We start from the raw sequence: 18,862 nt of genomic DNA, 5'->3' as shown, positions 1-18,862 counted from the left end.
TTCAACCCTTTACTCCGGTCAGGGTGACACCCTCGACGAACGCCTTCTGTGCGAAGAAGAACACGAGGATCACCGGGGCCATGACCAGCACGGTGGCGGCCATGGTGAGGTTCCAGTCGGTGTGGTGGGCGCCCTTGAAGGACTCCAGGCCGTAGGACAGGGTCCACGCGCCCGGGTTCTCCGAGGCGTAGATCTGCGGGCCGAAGTAGTCGTTCCAGGCGTTGAAGAACTGGAAGAGGGCGATGGCGGCGATACCGGGCTTCGCCATCGGCAGGACGACCTTCAGCAGGGTGCGCAGGTCCCCGCAGCCGTCCACCTTCGCCGCGTCCACGTACTCGTTGGGGATGGTCATCAGGAACTGGCGCAGCAGGAAGATCGAGAACGCGTCGCCGAACGCCAGCGGGATGATCATCGGCCAGAGCGTGCCGGACAGGTCCAGCTGCTTCGCCCAGAACAGGTACATCGGGATGACGACCACCTGCGGGGGCAGCATCATCGTCGCGATCACCAGCATGAGCGACAGATTGCGGCCCCGGAAGCGGAACTTGGCCAGCGCGTACGCCACCGGGATCGAGGAGAGGACCGTGAGGACCGTTCCCAGTCCGGCGTAGATCAGCGTGTTCCTCCACCAGGTGAGGAAACCCGGGGTGTCGAAGACCTTCCGGTAGTTGGCCCACTCCCAGGTGTGCGGGATCAGGTCCCGGCTGAGCGCCTGCGAGTCGCTCATCAGGGAGGTCAGGAACACGAACACGAACGGGAGGGTGAAGAAGAGGGCGGCCGCGATGCCGAGCGAGTGGATCGCGATCCACTCCAGGAGCGCCTTGCGGCGCGCGGTGCGCTCGGCGGGCGAGGCCGGGGTGTCCAGCTCCACCGGCCGCTCCAGTACCTGGGCCATGTCAGTCACCTGCCTGGATGAGACCGCCCCGGCGCCGCATCAACAGCGCGGTGAACGCCATCGACAGGGCGAACAGGACCAGGGCGACGACACAGGCGGAGCCGTAGTCGAAGCGCTGGAAGCCGAGGTTGTAGACGAGCTGGGGGAGGGTGAGCGTGGAGTGCTCGGGGTAGCCGGGCTCGAACATGGTGCCCGCGCCCTGGATCACGCCCGAGGCGACCTTTCCGGCCACCAGGGGCTGTGTGTAGTACTGCATGGCCTGGATGACGCCGGTGACGACGGCGAACATGATGATCGGCGAGATGTTCGGCAGCGTGACGTACCGGAACCGCTGCCACGCCGACGCGCCGTCCAGCTCCGCCGCCTCGTACTGCTCCTTCGGGACGTCGAGCAGCGCGGCCATGAAGATCACCATCAGGTCGCCGACGCCCCACAGCGCCAGCAGGGTGAGCGCCGGCTTGGACCAGGTGGGGTCGTTGAACCAGCCCGGCGCCGGGATGCCGATCTTCTCCAGCAGGGAGTTGACGGGACCGGTGCCGGGGTTGAGGAGGAACGCGAAGGCCATGGTGGCCGCCACGGGCGGGGCCAGATAGGGCAGGTAGAAGAGGGTGCGGAAGGCCCCGGTGGCCGTCTTGATCTTCGTGATGAGCAGACCGATCCCGAGTCCGAACAGGACCCGCAGGCTCACCATGATCACGACCAGCCACAGGGTGTTGCGCAGGGCGGGCCAGAAGAAGGGATAGGACTCGAAGACGTACGTCCAGTTCTTCGTCCCGCTCCAGGTCGGCGGCTTGAAGCCGTCGTAGTGCATGAACGAGAAGTAGATCGTCGAGATCATCGGGTACGCGAAGAAGACCGTGAACCCGATCAGCCAGGGCGAGAGGAAGGCGAGGGTGCGCAGGGCCTGTTTCCGCTGCTTCGCGGCGAGTCCGGAGGACCGGAGCCCCGTCCTCGGGGTGAGGGCGCTCATCGCTACTTCGCCTGCGCGATGTCCGTGTCGATCTGGTCGGCCGCCTTCTGCAGACCGGCCTTCAGATCGGTGACCTTGCCGCTCTCGTAGTCGTAGCCGAGCTGCTGGACGGTGGTGAGGTAGACGCCGCCGTTGACCGAGGCCGGGGAGGTGGTCGAGTGCGGGTTCGCGGCGATGTCCAGGAAGGTCTTGAAGCGCGGGTCGTACTTCAGGGCGGGGGACTTCAGGGCCGCCAGGGTGGAGGGGACGTTGTGGATCGCGTTGGAGAAGCCGACCACGGCGTCCGTGTCCGTGGTGATGTACTTGACGAACTCCCAGGCCGCGTTCTGCTTCTTGCTGGTGGCGGCGATGCCGGTGATGGTGCCGGTGATGTAGCCCTTGCCGTACTGGTCCGCCCGGTCGTCGGGGACGGGCAGCGGCGCGACGCCGATCTCGAAGTCGGGCTTGGTGTCCAGCGCCATGCCCAGGCGCCACTCACCGTCGAGCTGCATGGCCACCTGGCCGGTCTGGAAGGGGTGCTTGGGGCCCCACTCGTCGCCGAGGCCGGACCGGTACTTCTCCAGCTTCTTGAAGCCGCCGAGCGCGTCGACCAGCTTCTTCTGGAGGGTGAACGCGGAGGCCACGGCCGGATCGGTGGCGATGGTCGACTTGCCGTCCCGGTCGAAGTACGTCGGCCCGAACTGGCCCATGTAGTGCTCGGTGGTGGTCTCCCAGCCGTGGTAGTTCGGCATGAAGCCGAGCTGCTCGTACGTGTCGCCCTGGGCGATCGTCAGCTTCTTGGCGTCGGCCTCGAACTCGGACCAGGTCTTCGGCGGGGCGGTGATGCCGGCCTTCGCGAACGCCGTCTTGTTGTAGTAGAGACCGTAGGCGTCGCCCAGCAGCGGGGCGGCGCAGCGGTTGCCGTCGTACTGGGTGTACTCGTTCATCGCCTTCGGGAAGGTGGTGGCCGGGTCGATGTCCGACTTCTCGAAGAACGGGTTGAGGTCGATCAGCGCGCCCGACGAGCAGAACTTGCCGACGTTGTTGGTGGTGAAGGACGAGATGACGTCGGGTGCCTTGCTGCCGCCCGCCCGCAGCGACTGGTTGATCTTGTCGTCGGTCATGTTGCCGACGACGTTCACATGGATGTTCGGGTGGGCCTTCTCGAAGCCGTCGACCAGCGCCTGCACGGCCTTCACCTCGTTCGGCGCGCTCCAGGCGTGCCAGAAGGTGAGGGTCGTCTCCTTGGACGCGTCGTCGTCCGCGCCGGTGGCGGACTGGCCGGTACAGGCGGTGGTGCTGAGGAGGAGGGCGGTGGACGCGGTAAGGGCGAAAGCCGCTTTTCGGACCACTTCGGGGATGCGTGTGGGCATGACGGAACCTCCCAGGGACGGGACGGGGCGAGGTGGAGTGAGATGCGGTGAAGAGAAGGGGGCGGCGGGGGTCGCGGAGTCGCTGCGGGACGCGTCAGCGCGAGGTGTCGAAGACCTCGTCGCGGGTGGCCGCCAGCGCGCTCTCCAGCGCGCCGCGCAGCACGGGTTGTTCGGTGACGTCGCCCATGACCAGCTTGGGCCGGGACGCGGCCAGTTCCGCCAGTTCGGCCTCGACGAGGGCGCGCAGCACCTCGCCGCCGACCGTCAGGGAGGTGCCGCTGAGGACGACGAGTTCGGGGTCGAGCACGGAGACGAGGGAGGCGAGACCGGTGGCGAGCCGGGTCGCGTACGTCTCCAGCAGCAGTCGGCCGAGGACGGTGTCCTCGGTGACGGCCCGTTCGACGAGGGTGGCGGCCGCCTCGGCGTACGGACCGGACGGGACGTCGTTCATGCCGAGTTCCCGGGCCAGCCGGGGGATGGCCTGGGAGCCGGCCAGCTCCTGGTAGCCGCCACTGTTGGCCTTGGTGACCTGCCGGACCAGCGGCGCTCCCGGAACCGGCAGGAAACCCACCTCCCCCGCGCCGCCGGTCCAGCCGCGGTGCAGCCGGCCGCCGAGGACCAGGGCGGCGCCGAGACCGCCCTCGTTCCACAGGAGGACGAAGTCCTCGTGGCCGCGGGCCGCGCCGAGCCGTTGTTCGGCGACGGCGACGAGGTTGACGTCGTTCTCGTACTCGACCGGCATCGCCAGGGCTGCGGCGAGGTCGTCGAGCAGCGCCGGCGCGTGCCAGCCGGGGAGGTGGGAGGCGTAGCGCAGCCGGCCGGTGGTGGGGTCGAAGGCGCCGGGGGTGGCGACGACGAGCCGGCGCACGTCGTCCCGGGTGAGGCCGGCGGCCTTCACCGCGCCGTCGAGGGCCTCGGTGACCTGCCGTACGACGGCCCCGGTGGCCTTTCTGGCGGGGGCCGGCACCTCGTACGTGCCCACGGTCCTGCCGGTGATGTCGGCGACGGCGGCGAGGACGCGTTCGGGGGTGACGTCGAGCCCGGCGGCGTATCCGGCGGCCGGGTCGACCTCGTACAGCTGGGCGTTGGGGCCGGGGCGGCCCTCGGTGGTGCCGGTGGCCAGGACCAGGCCCGCCGCCTCCAGCCGGGCCAGCAGCTGGGAGGCGGTGGGCTTGGACAGGCCGGTGAGCTTGCCGATGCGGGTGCGGGACAGGGGTCCGTGCGCCAGGAGGAGGTCGAGGGCGGCGCGGTCGTTCATGGCGCGCAGGACGCGCGGGGTGCCCGGCGTACCGGCGGTTCCTGCCATGGGTCGACACCTGCCTTTCTGAACTGCCCAGCTTTTCAGTGACACGGGACGCGAGTCCACTTCCGGTTCGCTCCGGCCACTGTTAGGAAAGTTTCCTATCGGCTGGAAGGGAAGGTAATCCCGGCGCGAAGCGGGCGTCAAGGCAGGAAAACGGAAACCGCCCCCGAGGCAACAGAGTCGTTACCTCGGGGGCGGTGGGTGGGACACCCGTGGGCCGGGCCGTGGGCCGGCCCGTGCGGCTACTTCACCTCGACGTAGTCACCGACGGCCGACTTGGCGGCGGTGGTGGAGGTGCCGGCGAAGACGAAGCGGTAGGCGCCGCTCTTGGTCGCCTTCGTGGTGGTGGAGAGGGCGCCGCCGGTGCCGGTGGTGACCGTCTTCAGCGTCTTGTAGGTGCTGGTGCCCTTGGCCTTGAACTGAAGGGTCACCTTCTGGCCCGCGTAGCCGGTGTACGTGCCGGATCCCCAGTTGGCGCGGGTCAGCTTGCCCTTGACCGTGAGCGTCTTGCCGGCGCGCGCGGGCTCCGGGGTGGCGTTGACGGTCACCTTGGCGGCGCGCTGGACCTTCGGGGTGCCGAGGCCGCCCCACATCGAGTAGCCGTACTCGAGGCTGATCTCGTCGTCGGAGTCGTCGAGGTCCTGGTCGAGGTGGCCGTAGAACCCGGCGGCCTTCCAGGTCCCGGCGTCCGCGGCCTCGTAGAGGCTGTCCCACGGGTCGATGACGAGCGTCTCCGTGCACGACTCGGTCACCGTGGTGCTGGTGGTGGCCTTCGTGGTGCAGACCGGCGCGGCGTCCGGTTCGATCGAGTTGTCCTGGTCCTTCAGCGATCCGCGGTAGATCAGCACACCCGCGAAGTTCGACTTGTAGTCGATCGTCAGATCGGCCGGACGGGTCAGCGTGTAGGTGACCGGCACCTTCACCTTGGCGGTGGTGCCGACGACGATCGCCTTCCCCTTGTTGACCGTCACACCGGCGAACGTCAGCGCCGGCGAGGCCGCCTGTGCGGCGGGCGCGGCCAGGACCCCCAGAGCCAGGGCACCGGACACGGCGGTGCCTATGGCGAGCTTCCTCATGTATCCCCACATTCGAGCCGGGCCCCTGGGCGTTGCGCTCCAGAACAAGGGCCCGCTATGGGGGCGACGATAGGGGGTGGGTGTGACCTGGGGGAATGGCGGGGTGCCTGTGAAGATCGTTAAATGTCGGCCTCGAGGAACGGGGCCGTGTCCAGGGTCGGGTAGGGCGCCGGGAGGGGGAGCGCGTCGCCGAGGTCGACCTTGGTGTCGGTGTCGTAGTAGGCCTCGGTGGGGTCTTCGCCGGGGACGACCGGATCCGTGTAGCAGTGGACCGTTCCCGCGTGGCGGTTGACCAGGACGTAGACGGGGATGCCGACGGCGGCGTACGTGGCCAGCTTGGCACCCGTATCGATCGCGTGATTGGTCGAGGTGACCTCGCCGACCAGGGCGATCATGTCGATGGGGTACCAGCTCTTGTGAGCCTTGCGGTAGGCCTCATCGAGTTCTGTCGGGCGGCGGCGCAGGATGTAGAAGTCCGGGATGACCAGAGCCATGGTGCTGCCGTCTTTGTGTGCGCCCCGAAAGCCGTTGCCCACTCCCGCCAAGTCGTGCCCTGCCGTGAAGAACTGGACGGCGAGCTTGAAAGCGCCGTGGTTGTGTTCGTGGTTCGGTTGCGGCGGCACGATGACCGTCCCCTCGACGTACTCGGGTCGAATCGGCGCCACGGACGCCTCCTCGAACGCGATCAACAGATCGATGGGGTCCTGCTCCGTCATGACCATCTCCATGATGGGTTCGGCGCTCATCCCTGGTTCTCCTCGTCACGCTGATGCCAGGCTAAGCCCGCGCTGGGTGCCCCGGCAGAACGATGGGGCACCCGGCGACCACGCGGCGCCGAATGCCCCTGCCGTTCACTCGAACGAGCGTGCTGAAACCGTTCCCCTACTTCACCGGAGCTGCCGGAGCCGCCGCGGGCGTGAGCGGGGTGGCCGCCTGTGCCTGCGGCGACGCCGTGTTGGCGTAGACGGACGGGGCCGCGACGGAGGCCGTCGGGTCCACGTCCGGGTCCTCCTCCGGAGGGACCGTCGCGCCGCCCACGATGCGGATGTCCGCCGCGTCGAAGGCGCGCTTGACGCGCCAGCGCAGTTCGCGTTCGACCGTGAGGGACTTGCCGGGCATCGTCTTGGCCGAGACGCGGACCACCATCGAGTCCAGGAGCACGCTGTCCAGGCCCAGTACCTCGATCGGGCTCCACAGGAGCTCGTTCCAGGGCTCTTCCTTGCTCATCTTCTCGGCGACCTCGTCCAGTGTGGCCTTGACCCGGTCGAGGTCCTCGGACGCCTTCACGGTCACGTCGACCCCGGCCGTCGCCCAGCCCTGCGAGAGGTTGCCGATCCGCTTGACCTCGCCGTTGCGGACGTACCAGATCTCGCCGTTGTCGCCGCGCAGCTTCGTCACGCGCAGGCCCACCTCTATGACCTCGCCGGTGGCCACGCCCGCGTCGATCTGGTCGCCGACGCCGTACTGGTCCTCCAGGATCATGAACACGCCGGAGAGGAAGTCCGTGACCAGGTTCCGGGCACCGAAACCGATCGCCACGCCCGCGACACCGGCGGACGCCAGCAGCGGGGCGAGGTTGATCTCGAAGGTGGCCAGGACCATCAGGGCCGCGGTGCCGAGGATCAGGAAGCTCGCCACCGAGCGCAGCACCGAGCCGATCGCCTGCGACCGCTGACGGCGCCGTTCGGCGTTGACCAGCAGACCGCCGAGGGTGCTGCCGTCGACCGACTCCACGGTCCGGTTCATCCGGTCTATGAGCTTGGTGATCGCCCGCAGCACGAACTTTCTCAGCACCACCGCGATCACCAGGACCAGCAGCACCCGCAGGCCGATCGCCAGCCACGTCGACCAGTTCTGCTCGACCCAGCTGGCGGCGTTCGTCGCGCTCTCCTGGGCGTCCTGGAGAGTCGGGACCGTCACGGTCGGCGACCCCGAGGGGGTCGGGGACGGCGACGAGCCGGCGGCCATCAGGACGGCGGACAAGGACACGGCAGGTACCTCCAGGCGCAGCGGTCCACCCCCGGTGCGGTGGTCAAGGTCTTCAAGGTCACGAAAAGGTCACCGGACGGGCAGGACCACCACACTAACGGGGCATTGTGTGTGCTTCGGCGAGATACGGGAAGGAGAGACGGTCCTCACGCGTGCTTGAACAGGCCACGGTCCTGGGGATGCATCGGGGTGTGGTCGAAAACACTCCCAGCCCGTTACCGGGACATGGTGGCGCGTCCACCAGGCAAGAGGGGAGACTGACCTCAGATCGTCCCGGCGCGAGCCACGCGCCGCCGACGCCCAAGGAGGCATCCGTGCCGCATGTCCTGGTCCTCAACGCGTCGTACGAGCCCCTCGGCGTCGTACCGCTCCGCCGCGCGCTCATCCTCGTCCTGGAGAACAAGGCCGTCTCCCTCGAGGAATCCGGCGCCTTCCTGCACAGTGCCACCGTCACAGTCCCCGCACCCAGCGTGGTCCGGCTGAAGCGATTCGTCCGGGTTCCCTATCGGGGGCCCGTTCCTCTCACCCGCCGTGCGCTCTTCGCACGGGACGGGGGCCGGTGCATGTACTGCGGTGGCGTCGCAACCAGCGTCGACCACGTCATCCCGCGCAGCCGCGGGGGCAAGCACGTGTGGGACAACGTGGTGGCGTCCTGCCGTCGTTGCAACCATGTCAAGGCCGACCGCCATCTCGTCGAGATCGGCTGGCGGCTGCGGCACAAACCCGCTCCGCCCACCGGCCTGGCCTGGCGCATCATCGGCACCGGCCATAGGGACCCGCGCTGGCTGCCCTACTTGCAGCCGTACGGCGCGGACGACGCCCTGGCCCGGATCGACGGCATCTCCGCCTGACGATCCGGGCTTCTTCATGCCCCGTGGCGCCGCCGGCCCACCCGGTCCGGCCGACCGGTCCTGCCACGGGGCCCTTCGGGACGCGCACCGGTCACGAGGACGGTCGCGGGGACGCGTACGGCCACGGTCGCGGGTACGGGTACGCGGGGCCGGGTACGAGGGTCGGCGGGCGCGGTCTCAGCCGCGCGGTCCCTCCGGCCGCGCACCCCGTACGACGTACAGGACCGTGCCCAGCAGGAACGCGCCCCCGGCGGCCGCCCACGCCCCCGCCTCGTGCCCCGGCTGCATCGGCCACGCCCACACGGTGACCGCCCGCCCGCGCACCCCGCCCGACGCCAGGTACACCGCGGTGACGTAGCCGAACGCCGGCAGCCAGCTCAGCCGGGCGCCCAGCACGGCGGCCGCGGCCGCCGTGATCCCCGTACACCCCAGCAGATTGCGGATCATGGCCGGCGGGCCGAAGCCGGGCGTGTCCCCGAGCACGGCGAGCGGCAGCAGGGCCGCCGCCAGGGCGGTCAGACCGAGCAGCTGGGCCTGCCGCCGGGGCCACCAGGGGCGTACGGCCGTACGGTCCAGCTCATCGGACGCGGTGTGCAGGCTGCCGCCGATCACGGCGGCGGCCAGCAGCGGGGCCAGCGCCACGAGCGGCAGCTTCCGGTGCGGGTCCAGATAGGTGTCCATCCGGTCCGCCGCCCACACCGCGAAGGCGGTGGTGCCGGCCAGCGCGGCCAGCGTGACCGGCAGGGCGCGGGAACGGGCGTAGAGCAGCACTCCGTTCACAGGGCCGGCACCTCCGTCGAGTCGCAGGAGCCCGTCGTCGCGAAGTACGCCGACAGCCACTCCCGGCGCTCCTCCTCGCCCATCGCCAGGAGCCGGGCCCGGGCCGCCCTGCGCCGCTCCAGGTCGTCACGCTCTTCCTGGTCGCCCCGCGCGTCCAGTGCGTCGAACTGCTCCCGCGCGGGGCTCGGCGCGAGGTAGTTCTCCACGGCGTCGTCGGCGAGACCCACGCGCGGGTCCAGCGCGTCGCAGTCCGCCCGGCGCTGGAGCGCCGCCACCGCCTCCCACGCGTACTGCTCCGGATCGGTCAGCCGTCCCCGCACCATCGACCAGCCGATCGGCGTCAGCATCGGCAGCTGCACCTCGTCGGCGCGGGGCTCACCGGTCCGGTCCTCGAAACGGACCGGCAGGTTCCGTACGCCGTCCAGACGGTCGGTGACCCGCGACAGAGCGGCCGTGACCTGGGGCAACAGCTCGCCGTAGCGGGCGTTCACACAGATCTGGGGCGTGGTCGAGGTGTCGCAGACCTGGCGGCCCTCGGCCGGGTTCGTCCGCCACGGCCCGTCGCCCGCGGTCACCAGCACCGCGCCCGCGGCGACCGCGGCCGCCAGCGGCAGCAGCGCCGCGTACCGCCGGCGGGCCGCGTGGGCCAGGACGGCCGCCGCCACGAGCCCCGCCGTCCACCCGATGGCCGCGACCGGCTGCCAGCCGGCCGGGACCTCGCCGACGGCGACCGGGAAGGCCGGGTTCAGGAAACGTCCGGCGCTCTCGCGCGCCGACAACGACACGCCCAGCGCGACGAACCCGGCCGTCGCCAGCAGCGGTGGCGCCAGCCGCCACGTCACCAGCCGCCCCACCACCTGCCCGGCCACCGCCGCGGCCGCGAGCGCCACCGTGTCCGCCGGCAGCAGCGCGAGATACGGCCGGTCGCCCCGGGCGTACGGCCAGGTCGCCAGCAGCGCGCCGGCCACGGCGAGCAGATATCCCGCGGCCACCCAGAGCGCCAGGGGCAGCGCCGACACCAGGAACCGGGCCAGCGGCCCGCGCACGGCCGTCCCCCACAGCTCCTCGGTACGGCGCCGGCGCTCCCGCCCGCCCTGCCGGCAGCCGGCGGCCGCCGCGAGGGGGAGCAGGACCAGCAGCGCGTCGTGCAGTTCGGTACGGGTCTCCGCCCAGCCGCCCTGCCACCGGTCGGCCGAGCCGCCCAGCACGACGGCCGTGGTCAGCAGGACCGCCGCCCCGGCCAGGGGCGCGAAGCCGCGCACGGTCTCGGCGCGCAGGGGATGCGCGTGCCGCACGGGCGCGGGGGGTGTCTCCACCAGGGTCATCGCAGGGCCTCCGCACCGGTGCGGTGGGCGCGCAGGGCCGCCGAGTAGCCGCGCTCGATGGGGTTGTCGCCCATGCCGTCCGGCCCGGTCCGCTCGCCGAGGGCGCTCAGGGATGCGGGGGTGCCGCGGTAGGCGACCCGGCCCGCGTCCAGGAGGGTCACCTCCGTGCAGGCGGCGGCCACGTCCTCCACCAGGTGGGTGGAGACGATCACCGTGGCGGTGGCGCCCAGTTCGCGCAGCAGCGCGCGGAACTCCACCCGCTGCTCGGGGTCGAGGCCGGCGGTCGGCTCGTCGAGGAGCAGGACGTCGGGGTCGTTGACGATGGCCTGGGCGATGCCGACCCGGCGGATCATGCCGCCGGAGAGCGTCCGCACCTTCGCGTCGGCGCGGTCCGCGAGGCCGACGCGCGCGACGGCGCGGGCGACGGCGGCCGGGGTGTCCGCGGCGGGCAGTTCCTTCAGCCAGGCCACGTACGCGACGAACTCGCTGACCGTGAAGCCCGGGTAGTAGCCGAACTCCTGCGGCAGATAGCCGAGCCGGGCCCGGACCGGGCCGCACCGCCGGGGGTCGCCGACGTCCTCGCCGAGGATCTCCACCCGGCCGGCGGAGGGCCGCGCGACCGTGGACAGCACCCGGATCAGGGAGGTCTTCCCGGCGCCGTTCGGCCCGAGCAGACCGTGCACGCCCCGGCCCAGGGCGAGATCGACGGTGTCGAGGGCGACGGTTCTGCGGTGCCGGACGTGCAGACCGGTCACTCGTATCGTGCTCAAGAGGTCTCCAGACGTTCCCGAAGAGGGGGTCATCGCCGGTCCAGCCGGTCGTAGGCGGAGCGGCGGACGGCCAGCAGGGCCGCGCAGAGCACGGCCGCGGCCGCCCACGCGCCCTGCGCGAGCGGGCCGTCGAGGCAGCGCGAGAGCTGTTCGGTGAGGCGGACGACGAGGGTGTCGCCGGGGGCGGCCAGGCGGGCGAGGGGTGCCGCGCCGGGTCCGGCCAGGGCCGGGACGAGGACGGCCACGAGCCAGCCGCCGCCGGTCACCGCGGTCGCGGCCCGGGGGCCGAGGTAACCGGCCAGGGCCAGCGAGGCCAGCGTCAGCGCGAGGCCCGGCAGCAGCCAGGCGGCCGCCCCGGGGGCGCCCGACGCGGGCAGCAGCAGACCGGCGAGGGTCAGCAGCGGCAGGCTGACCCCGAGCACGGCGGCCGTCCGGGTCAGTACCAGCCGGAGCCCGCCGGACGGGGTCGAGGCGACGATCTCGTACAGCGGATCGGCGTGCCGCCCGTAGGACAGGGCGACCCCGGCGACCGGCACGAGCGGCGCGACCGCCAGCAGCAGCGGGCGCACTCCGCCGACCCCGGCCCCGTACGCGAGCCCGACGGCCCCGACCGCCACGACGACGACGGCGACCAGCCAGGCACCGCGCACGGCGGGCCCCGCGGCCCAGAGGACGCGGGCGAGCGCGGAGGTGCCGCCCGGCCCGCCGGTGCGGGCGGAGCGGAAGGGGCGGAGGGGGCGGGCCGGGGCGGAGGCGCGGGGTCCGCCGGTGCGGGAGGACCAGAGGCGGGCGCCGTGGGTACGGGGCGCCGGGACGGCGGGCCGCGCGACCGGCGTCGGCAGGGGCGCGGGTCCGGCCACTTCGGCCGCCTTCGCCGGGACGGCCCCCCGTGCCTTCGCCGGGACGGCCCCCCGTGCCTTCGCCGGGACGGCCCCCCGTGCCTTCGCCGGGACGGCCCCCCGTGCCTTCGCCGGGACGGCCCCCCGTGCCTCCGCCAGGACGGCCTCTCGTACCTCTGCCAGGACCGTCGCCGTGCCGGTCCTCGCCACCGCCCGGGAGACGCGGGTCGCGCACGTCCCGCACTGCTCCAGGTGCTTCTCCAGGGACCAGGCGTCGGAGTCGGGCAGGGTGCCGTCGGCATAGCGGGCGGCGAGGGTGTCGTCGGTGTGCCACGAGGATGCGTTCACGCCGGGCCTCCCGCCGGTGTGGGGTTCAACTGGGCCAGGGCCGCGCGGAGTTCGGCGCGGGCCCGCATCGCCCGGGTCTTGACCGTGCCTTCGGGGATGCCGAGCAGCCGGGCCGTCTCCCGGGTGGTGAGCCCGTCGACCACGGTCGCGCGCAGCACCTCCCGCAGCTCGGGCGAGATCCGGCCGAGGGCGGTGCCGACGTCGCCGAACTCCAGCCCGGCCAGCACCCGTTCCTCGGCGGACTCGACGGGGACGGCCTCCGGGGCCGGCGCCGTCCCGACCCGCGCCACGCGCTCCTGCGCCCGCCGCGCGTCGACGAGCCGCCGGGCGGCGATGGTCCACAGCCAGCCGCCCGCCTCCCCGCCGCGGTGACCGCCCGCCGACCGCCACACCGTCACGAAGGTGTCCTGCAACACCTCCCTGACCACCTCGGTGTCCGCGCAGCGCCGGGCCAGCCGCGCGTGCAGCCAGCCGGCGTGCCGGTCGTACAGCGTGGCCAGCGCCGTGGCGTCGCCGTCCGCCACGGCCCGCAGCAGTGCCGCGTCCGTGGCGCTCTCCCCGTGGCCCCTCATGGGGCGGAACCGTCTCACACCCTCTCTGTCGGACGGCCGCGCGCCGCCGGTTCACGGCCCGGGGGCGCGTGTGGCCGATAAGGTGCGACAAGTTGCTTTCGCGAGAAATGTCGAGGTGGGGAATGTGGCGAGATGCGCACGGTCGATGCCCCGGACGTCTGCCGTCGCGTCCGCTGGGTAGGGCTGCGGTAACCCGTCCCCCCACGCGACAAGGAGCCACCGTGATCGCACCGGCCCACTCCAAACGCCCGGCGGACCCGTCCGCCACCCTCGAAGCCCCCTTCGCGGAGCCCCACCTGTGCGGCTTCAGTGCCGAGGGCTCCTGCGCCGAGGCGCCGCTCACCAGTGAGCCGCCGCTGCCCGACGCCGAGCCGCTCACCAGCGAACCGCCGCTCGCCGCCGCGGACTCCGACTCCACGAGGCCGTAGATGACCGCACCCCTCGGCGAGGACCTCGCCCGGCTGGCCGCGCTGCACGGCGTGGCCGTCTCCTACCAGCCGTCCCCGGACCGTACGGTCACCGCCTCGGCGACCGCGGTCACCCGTGTCCTGGCCGCGCTCGGTGTCGACGCGAGCGGCCCGGAGGCCGTGCGGGCCGCGCTCGCGGCCAGGGAGGCGGAGCTGCGCGAGCGGCTGCTGCCGCCGACCGTGGTGTGCTGGAGCGGCAGCCCGTGCGAGGCGCTCGCCGCCCTCCCCGAGGGCACCGGCCTGCGGGTCGAGACCGAGCGGGGGGAGACCCGGGAAGGGGTGGAGGAACTCCCGCACGGGGTGCACCGGTTGACCGCCACGGCACCCGACGGCCGCACCGCGCGCGTGCACCTCGTCGTGGCCCCGCCCCGGCTGCCCGCGCCCGCGTCCCGCTCGTACGGACTCCTCGTCCAGCTCTACTCGCTCCTCTCCCGGCGCTCCTGGGGCATGGGCGACCTCGGTGATCTGGGGGAGCTGGCGAGCTGGGCCGGGCGGACCCTCGGGGCGGGGTTCGTGCAGGTCAACCCGTTGCACGCGAGCGTGCCGGGCGCGCCGACCGATCCGTCCCCGTACCGGCCGTCCTCCCGCCGCTTCCCCGACCCGGTGCATCTGCGCGTCGAGGACGTGCCCGAGTTCGCCTACGCCGACCCCGGCGCGCGTGCCCTCGCGCAGCGGGCCGGGCGGCTGCGCGAGGCCGTGCTGGAGAAGGGCGAGCTGATCGACCGGGACGCGGTGTGGGCGCTGAAGCGGGAGGCGCTGGAACTCGTCGCCCGGGTGCCCCTCGGCCCCGGCCGGCGCGCCGCCTACTGCGACTTCCTCGCCGAGCAGGGCCAGGCCCTGGAGGACCACGCCACCTGGTGCGCGCTCGCCGAGGTGCACGGCCCCGAGTGGAACGGCTGGCCGCAGGGGCTGCGCGACCCCCGGTCCGCCGAGACGGCCGGCGCCCGCCGGGAACTGATGGACCGTGTCGACTTCCACTCCCGTCTCGCCTGGCTCACCGACGCCCAGCTCACCGCCGCCCAGCGCGCCGCCCGCGAGGCGGGGATGCCGGTCGGTGTCGTGCACGACCTCGCCGTCGGCGTGCACCCCCAGGGCGCGGACGCCTGGGCGCAGCAGGAGTACTTCGCCGCCGGGATGTCGGTGGGCGCCCCGCCGGACGCCTTCAACGCGCGCGGCCAGGACTGGGGCCTGCCGCCCTGGCGCCCGGACCGGCTCGCCGAGTTCGGCTACGCCCCGTACCGACGGCTGCTCAGGGGCCTGTTCCGGTACGCGGGCGCGCTGCGCGTCGACCACGTCATGGGCCTGTTCCGGCTGTGGTGGGTCCCGCAGGGAGAACCGCCCACCGAGGGCACGTACGTCCGGTACGACGCCGAGGCCATGCTCGCCGTCCTGGTGCTGGAGGCCTCCCGGGCCGGCGCGACGGTGATCGGCGAGGACCTGGGCACCGTCGAGCCCGGTGTGCGCGAGGCGCTGCGCGAGCGCGGGGTGCTCGGCACGTCCGTGCTGTGGTTCGAACGGGACTGGGGCGGCGACGGCCGCCCGCTGCCCCCGGACCACTGGCGTGCCGACTGCCTGGCCACCGCCACCACCCACGACCTGCCGTCCACCGCCGCCCGTCTCACCGGCGAACACGTCGAACTCCGCGACCGGCTGGGCCTGCTGACCCGCGCCGTCGAGGAGGAACGGGCCGAGGCCGCCGCCGACGCGGGGGAGTGGCTGGCGCTGCTCAGCCGGCTCGGGCTGCTGGCCGGCCGGGCCGGCGGCGGTGACTCCTCCTCCGAGGAGGCCGAGGTCCAGGCCGTCCACCGGTTCCTGCGGAGCACGCCCGCCCGCATGGTCGGCGTCTGGCTCCCGGACGGCGTCGGCGACCGCCGCCCGCAGAACCTCCCCGGCACCTGGGACCAGTACCCGAACTGGCGTCTGCCGATCGCCGACCCGGACGGCCGCCCGGTGAGCCTGGAGGAACTGACCGCCTCACCGCGGCTGCACGCCCTCGTCGACGTCCTGCGGGAGGCCCCGCCGGGGTAGGCCGGGAGCGGCCCGGACCCCGTACGGGCACCCCGGGCGCGCGGCTCTTCCGGGCGTTCGCTACTTTTGCTCTGTGGACAAGAAGAACGCCCTGCGCGCCGGCGCCCTGGCTGCCGGTACGACGCTGATGATGCTGCTCATGTCGTCCCCCGCGCTCGCGCTCACCCGCGACGACGGCGACGACCCCGGCACGGGCCTGAGTGTCGTCGACACGCTGGGCCTCTTCGTCGTGCTCCCGATCGTGATCTTCGCGGTCATCACCGGCCTGGTGATGGTCCTCGACAAGTCCAGCCCCGAGCACCGCGTGCACAAGCCGAAGGCAAAGGCCTGACGCCTCCCACCCGACCGCACGCCTCCTGAAGGCGCCGCCCCCACCGCTGTACGCGCACCTCGCGTCGTACGGCGACGGAGGTGGCGCCTTTTTTCGTGTGCGCCGGGTCGCGCGGGCCGGAACCCGGTCTCCCGCCGGCGGGGGCCGTCCGGGGCTGTCCGGGGCCGTCCGGGGGCGGTGGGTCAGGCAGCCGGGTGCGCCGCCGTCAGGTAGCGCTGGATCGTCGGGGCCAGCCAGGCCACCGCCTCCTCGCGGGGCAGGGTCACCGCCGGGGGGAGGCGCAGGACGTAGCGGGTGAGGGCCAGGCCGAGGAGCTGGGTGGCGCACAGGGCCGCCCGGGTCGGGACCTGTTCGGGGTCCGGGCAGACCGCGTGGGCCGTCGGGAGGAGCTGGGCGCGGAAGATGGCCTGCATGCGCTCGGCGCCGGCGTCGTTGGTCACGCCGACCCGGAGGAGCGCGGTGAGCACCTCGTTCTCCTCCCACATGTCGAGGAAATGGGTGACGAGGGCGCGGCCGAGCTCCTCGCGGGGGAGTGCGGTGAGGTCGGGCAGTTTCAGGTCGACGGTGACGGCCGCCGCGAACAGGCCCTCCTTGTTGCCGTAGTAGCGCATGACCATGGAGGGGTCGATGCCGGCGTCCTTGGCGACGGCCCGGATGGTGGCCCGCTCGTAGCCGTCGGAGGCGAAGCGTTCGCGGGCGGCGGTGAGGATCGCGTCGCGGGTGGCCTCGGAGCGGCGGCGGCCGGTGCCGGTGCCGGAAGCGGAGTCTGTGGTGCTGCTGTCACTGCCGTTCATGCCGACGAGCGTAGGCCAACATGTGTTGGCCAACAAGTGTTGACGACCCCGGGTGGGTGTCCTACCGTTGCCAACAAGCGTTGACCAACACATGTTGACCAACAAGCGTTGGCATTCAGGAGGCCAAAATGACCGGCACCACGGGCACCACGGGCACCACGGGCACCACGGGCGCCACCGGTATCACCGGTATCACCGGCAACGTGATCGTCGTCGGCTCCGGCCCCACCGGCCTCCTCCTGGCCGGTGACCTCGCCGACGCCGGCGTCCCCGTCACGCTCGTCGAGAAGCGCCCGCACCACCTCAGCAACCTCTCCCGCGCCTTCGTCCTGCACGCCCGCACCCTGGAGCAGCTCGACGCCCGCGGCCTCGCCGACGGCCTCGAGGAGGCCGGCCGCCCCCTCGACCGTCTGCGGCTCTTCGGCCGCCTCACCCTCGCCCTCGACACACTCCCCTCCCGCTTCAACCACCTCCTCGTGATCCCGCAGTACGAGGTGGAGAAGGCCCTGCACCGGCGGGCGACGGAGGCGGGGGTGGTGTTCCGGTACGAGTCCGAGGTCACGGGACTGGCCCAGGACGCCGACGGTGCGACCGTCACCGTCCGCACGGCGGCCGGGGAGACCGAGGAGCTGCGGGCCGCGTACGTCGTCGGCACCGACGGCATGCGCAGCGCCGTGCGGAACGCGATCGGGCTGCCCTTCCCGGGCCGTTCGGTCATCCGTTCCGTCGTCCTCGCGGACGTCCGGCTCGCGCAGGAGCCCGAGTCGCTGCTCACCGTGAACACCGCCGGCGACGCCTTCGCCTTCCTGGCGCCCTTCGGTGACGGCTACTACCGGGTGATCGGCTGGAACCGCGCCCGGAACGTCGCCGACAGCGAGCCCCTCGGCCTCGACGAGGTCAAGGAGGTCACCCGCCTCGCCCTCGGCCGGGACTTCGGCATGTACGACGCCCGCTGGATGTCCCGCTTCCACAGCGACGAACGCCAGGCGCCCGCCTACCGCGTCGGCCGTGTCTTCCTGGCCGGGGACGCCGCGCACGTGCACACCCCGGCCGGCGGCCAGGGCATGAACACCGGCCTCCAGGACGCCGCCAACCTCGGCTGGAAGCTCGCCCAGGTGCTCCACGGCCACGCGCGCCCGGAACTCCTCGACACCTACCAGGCCGAACGCCACCCCGTCGGCAAGGCGGTGCTCCGCAGCAGCGGCGGCATCGTCCGCCTGGCGATGGCCAAGCGGCCCTGGACCCTGGCCCTGCGCGGCGCCCTCACCGCCTTCCTCGGCGTGGCCGCCCCCGCCCGCCGCCGCGCGCTCGGCCGGATCACCGGCATCGGCTACCGCTACCCCGCACCCCGTGGCGCCCACCGCCTCACCGGCACCCGTGTCCCGGACGTGGCGCTGGCCGGCGGCGGCCGTCTCCACGAGGCCCTGCGCGGCGGCCGGTTCGTCCTCATCACCCCGGAGGCGTACGAGGCGGCGGGTGCCGCCCGCAAGGACCGCCTCGCGGCGGAGCGCTGGGCGAGCGACCGCCGTACGGCCCTGCTGGTGCGGCCCGACGGGTATGTGGCCTGGGCGGCCGACAGTGCGGACGCGGCGGCGGTCGAGGCGGCGCTCGCCGCACACCTGGGCTGAAGGAGGGCGGGCGCTACCGCTCGGCCGTCTCCGCGGTGAACAGCAGCTCCCGCAGCAGATCGGCCAGTTGGGCGGCGCGTTCGGGGCCGAGGGCGGCGGAGAGGGTCTCCGTCTGGGCGGCGAGGCCCGCGCCGACCGCCCGGTCGACCAGGGCCAGCCCCTCCTCGGTCAGCGTCACCCGCAGGGCCCGGCGGTCGTGCGGGTCGGGGGAGCGGCGCAGCAGCCCCGCCCGCTCCAGCTTGTCGAGGCGGCCGGTCATCCCGCCGGTGGTGAGCATGAGCGTGGCCGACAGCTGGCGGGGCGAGAGGGTGTACGGCGCGCCGGAGCGGCGCAGGGTGGCCAGCACGTCGAACTCGCCGCGGCCCAGGCCCAGGGCGCCGTACGCCTTCTCCGACCGGTCGGCCATGGCGCGCGAGATCCGGTGGATCCGGCCGAAGACCTCCATCGCGGCGGTGTCGAGGTCCGGCCGGACCTTCGCCCACTGCTCGATGATCGCGTCGACCGGGTCCTTGCGCGGGGGCTGCGGGGTGTTCATGCGGTGAGT

19 protein-coding genes are annotated in these 18,862 nt (G+C 72.8%); 5 read left to right on the top strand and 14 right to left on the bottom strand.

What is annotated here, in order from left to right; genetic code table 11:
- Position 1: 1 nt before the first annotated feature.
- From IE275_RS08100 to IE275_RS08070, 7 genes are all read right to left on the bottom strand, one after another.
- Positions 2–895: a carbohydrate ABC transporter permease gene (locus tag IE275_RS08100; protein ID WP_189709183.1), complete on the bottom strand. Its 894-nt coding sequence runs from the start codon at positions 893–895 to the stop codon at positions 2–4.
- 1 nt (position 896) lies between these two features.
- Complete coding sequence (locus tag IE275_RS08095) at positions 897–1,865, bottom strand: carbohydrate ABC transporter permease (RefSeq protein ID WP_189709181.1); 969 nt, start codon at positions 1,863–1,865, stop codon at positions 897–899.
- Positions 1,866–1,867: 2 nt separating this feature from the next.
- Positions 1,868–3,217, bottom strand: coding sequence for an ABC transporter substrate-binding protein (locus tag IE275_RS08090; RefSeq protein WP_189709179.1), 1,350 nt, complete (start codon positions 3,215–3,217; stop codon positions 1,868–1,870).
- Between the two features lie 94 nt (positions 3,218–3,311).
- Positions 3,312–4,523 (bottom strand): ROK family transcriptional regulator, encoded by a 1,212-nt coding sequence (locus IE275_RS08085; protein ID WP_189709177.1) that lies wholly within the window; start codon positions 4,521–4,523, stop codon positions 3,312–3,314.
- A gap of 239 nt (positions 4,524–4,762) precedes the next feature.
- Positions 4,763–5,596: a hypothetical protein gene (locus tag IE275_RS08080; RefSeq protein WP_189709175.1), complete on the bottom strand. Its 834-nt coding sequence runs from the start codon at positions 5,594–5,596 to the stop codon at positions 4,763–4,765.
- 119 nt (positions 5,597–5,715) lie between these two features.
- Complete coding sequence (locus tag IE275_RS08075; protein ID WP_189709173.1) at positions 5,716–6,342, bottom strand: Uma2 family endonuclease; 627 nt, start codon at positions 6,340–6,342, stop codon at positions 5,716–5,718.
- Positions 6,343–6,478: 136 nt separating this feature from the next.
- Positions 6,479–7,585, bottom strand: coding sequence for a mechanosensitive ion channel family protein (locus IE275_RS08070; RefSeq protein ID WP_189709171.1), 1,107 nt, complete (start codon positions 7,583–7,585; stop codon positions 6,479–6,481).
- Positions 7,586–7,899: 314 nt separating this feature from the next.
- On the opposite strand from IE275_RS08070, the gene IE275_RS08065 reads away from it, so the two are divergent.
- On the top strand, positions 7,900–8,436 hold the full coding sequence (locus IE275_RS08065) for an HNH endonuclease (RefSeq protein WP_189709169.1): 537 nt from the start codon (positions 7,900–7,902) through the stop codon (positions 8,434–8,436).
- A 177-nt stretch (positions 8,437–8,613) separates the two neighbouring features.
- On the opposite strand, the gene IE275_RS08060 is transcribed toward IE275_RS08065, so the two are convergent.
- The 5 genes from IE275_RS08060 to IE275_RS08040 are packed head-to-tail and all read right to left on the bottom strand — an operon-like array spanning position 8,614 to position 13,070.
- Complete coding sequence (locus IE275_RS08060; protein WP_189709167.1) at positions 8,614–9,216, bottom strand: hypothetical protein; 603 nt, start codon at positions 9,214–9,216, stop codon at positions 8,614–8,616.
- The gene (locus IE275_RS08055; RefSeq protein ID WP_189709166.1) at positions 9,213–10,541 is read right to left on the bottom strand and encodes a hypothetical protein; all 1,329 of its coding nucleotides are present in this window, start codon (positions 10,539–10,541) and stop codon (positions 9,213–9,215) included. The genes IE275_RS08060 and IE275_RS08055 overlap by 4 nt, the downstream gene beginning before the upstream one ends.
- Complete coding sequence (locus IE275_RS08050) at positions 10,538–11,344, bottom strand: ABC transporter ATP-binding protein (RefSeq protein WP_189709164.1); 807 nt, start codon at positions 11,342–11,344, stop codon at positions 10,538–10,540. Before IE275_RS08050 ends, IE275_RS08055 begins: the two co-directional genes overlap by 4 nt.
- Positions 11,341–12,498, bottom strand: a complete 1,158-nt coding sequence (locus IE275_RS08045; protein ID WP_189709162.1) for a zf-HC2 domain-containing protein — start codon at positions 12,496–12,498, stop codon at positions 11,341–11,343. The genes IE275_RS08050 and IE275_RS08045 overlap by 4 nt, the downstream gene beginning before the upstream one ends.
- A complete protein-coding gene (locus IE275_RS08040) occupies positions 12,495–13,070 on the bottom strand; it encodes an RNA polymerase sigma factor (RefSeq protein ID WP_189709160.1) in 576 nt (191 codons plus the stop codon). Before IE275_RS08040 ends, IE275_RS08045 begins: the two co-directional genes overlap by 4 nt.
- A 221-nt stretch (positions 13,071–13,291) precedes the next feature.
- Here IE275_RS08040 and IE275_RS08035 point away from each other — a divergent pair, with 221 nt between their 5' ends.
- From IE275_RS08035 to IE275_RS08025, 3 genes are all read left to right on the top strand, one after another.
- Entirely contained in the window at positions 13,292–13,498 is a 207-nt protein-coding gene (locus IE275_RS08035; protein WP_189709158.1) for a hypothetical protein, read from the top strand.
- Entirely contained in the window at positions 13,499–15,565 is a 2,067-nt protein-coding gene (gene malQ / locus IE275_RS08030; protein WP_189709156.1) for a 4-alpha-glucanotransferase, read from the top strand. It begins immediately after the preceding gene.
- Positions 15,566–15,638: 73 nt separating this feature from the next.
- Complete coding sequence (locus tag IE275_RS08025; RefSeq protein WP_189709154.1) at positions 15,639–15,896, top strand: hypothetical protein; 258 nt, start codon at positions 15,639–15,641, stop codon at positions 15,894–15,896.
- Between the two features lie 182 nt (positions 15,897–16,078).
- Here the strand turns inward: IE275_RS08025 and IE275_RS08020 are convergent, their stop codons facing one another.
- Complete coding sequence (locus tag IE275_RS08020; protein ID WP_189709152.1) at positions 16,079–16,690, bottom strand: TetR/AcrR family transcriptional regulator; 612 nt, start codon at positions 16,688–16,690, stop codon at positions 16,079–16,081.
- A gap of 128 nt (positions 16,691–16,818) precedes the next feature.
- Between IE275_RS08020 and IE275_RS08015 the strand changes: the two genes are divergently transcribed.
- Positions 16,819–18,318: an FAD-dependent monooxygenase gene (locus tag IE275_RS08015; RefSeq protein WP_189709150.1), complete on the top strand. Its 1,500-nt coding sequence runs from the start codon at positions 16,819–16,821 to the stop codon at positions 18,316–18,318.
- A gap of 13 nt (positions 18,319–18,331) precedes the next feature.
- On the opposite strand, the gene IE275_RS08010 is transcribed toward IE275_RS08015, so the two are convergent.
- Entirely contained in the window at positions 18,332–18,853 is a 522-nt protein-coding gene (locus IE275_RS08010; RefSeq protein WP_189709148.1) for a MarR family winged helix-turn-helix transcriptional regulator, read from the bottom strand.
- Positions 18,854–18,862: the final 9 nt, after the last annotated feature.

Source organism: Streptomyces phaeofaciens, from assembly GCF_014648915.1.
Taxonomy (GTDB): domain Bacteria; phylum Actinomycetota; class Actinomycetes; order Streptomycetales; family Streptomycetaceae; genus Streptomyces; species Streptomyces phaeofaciens.
This window is presented reverse-complemented; position numbering and strand designations above follow the sequence as displayed.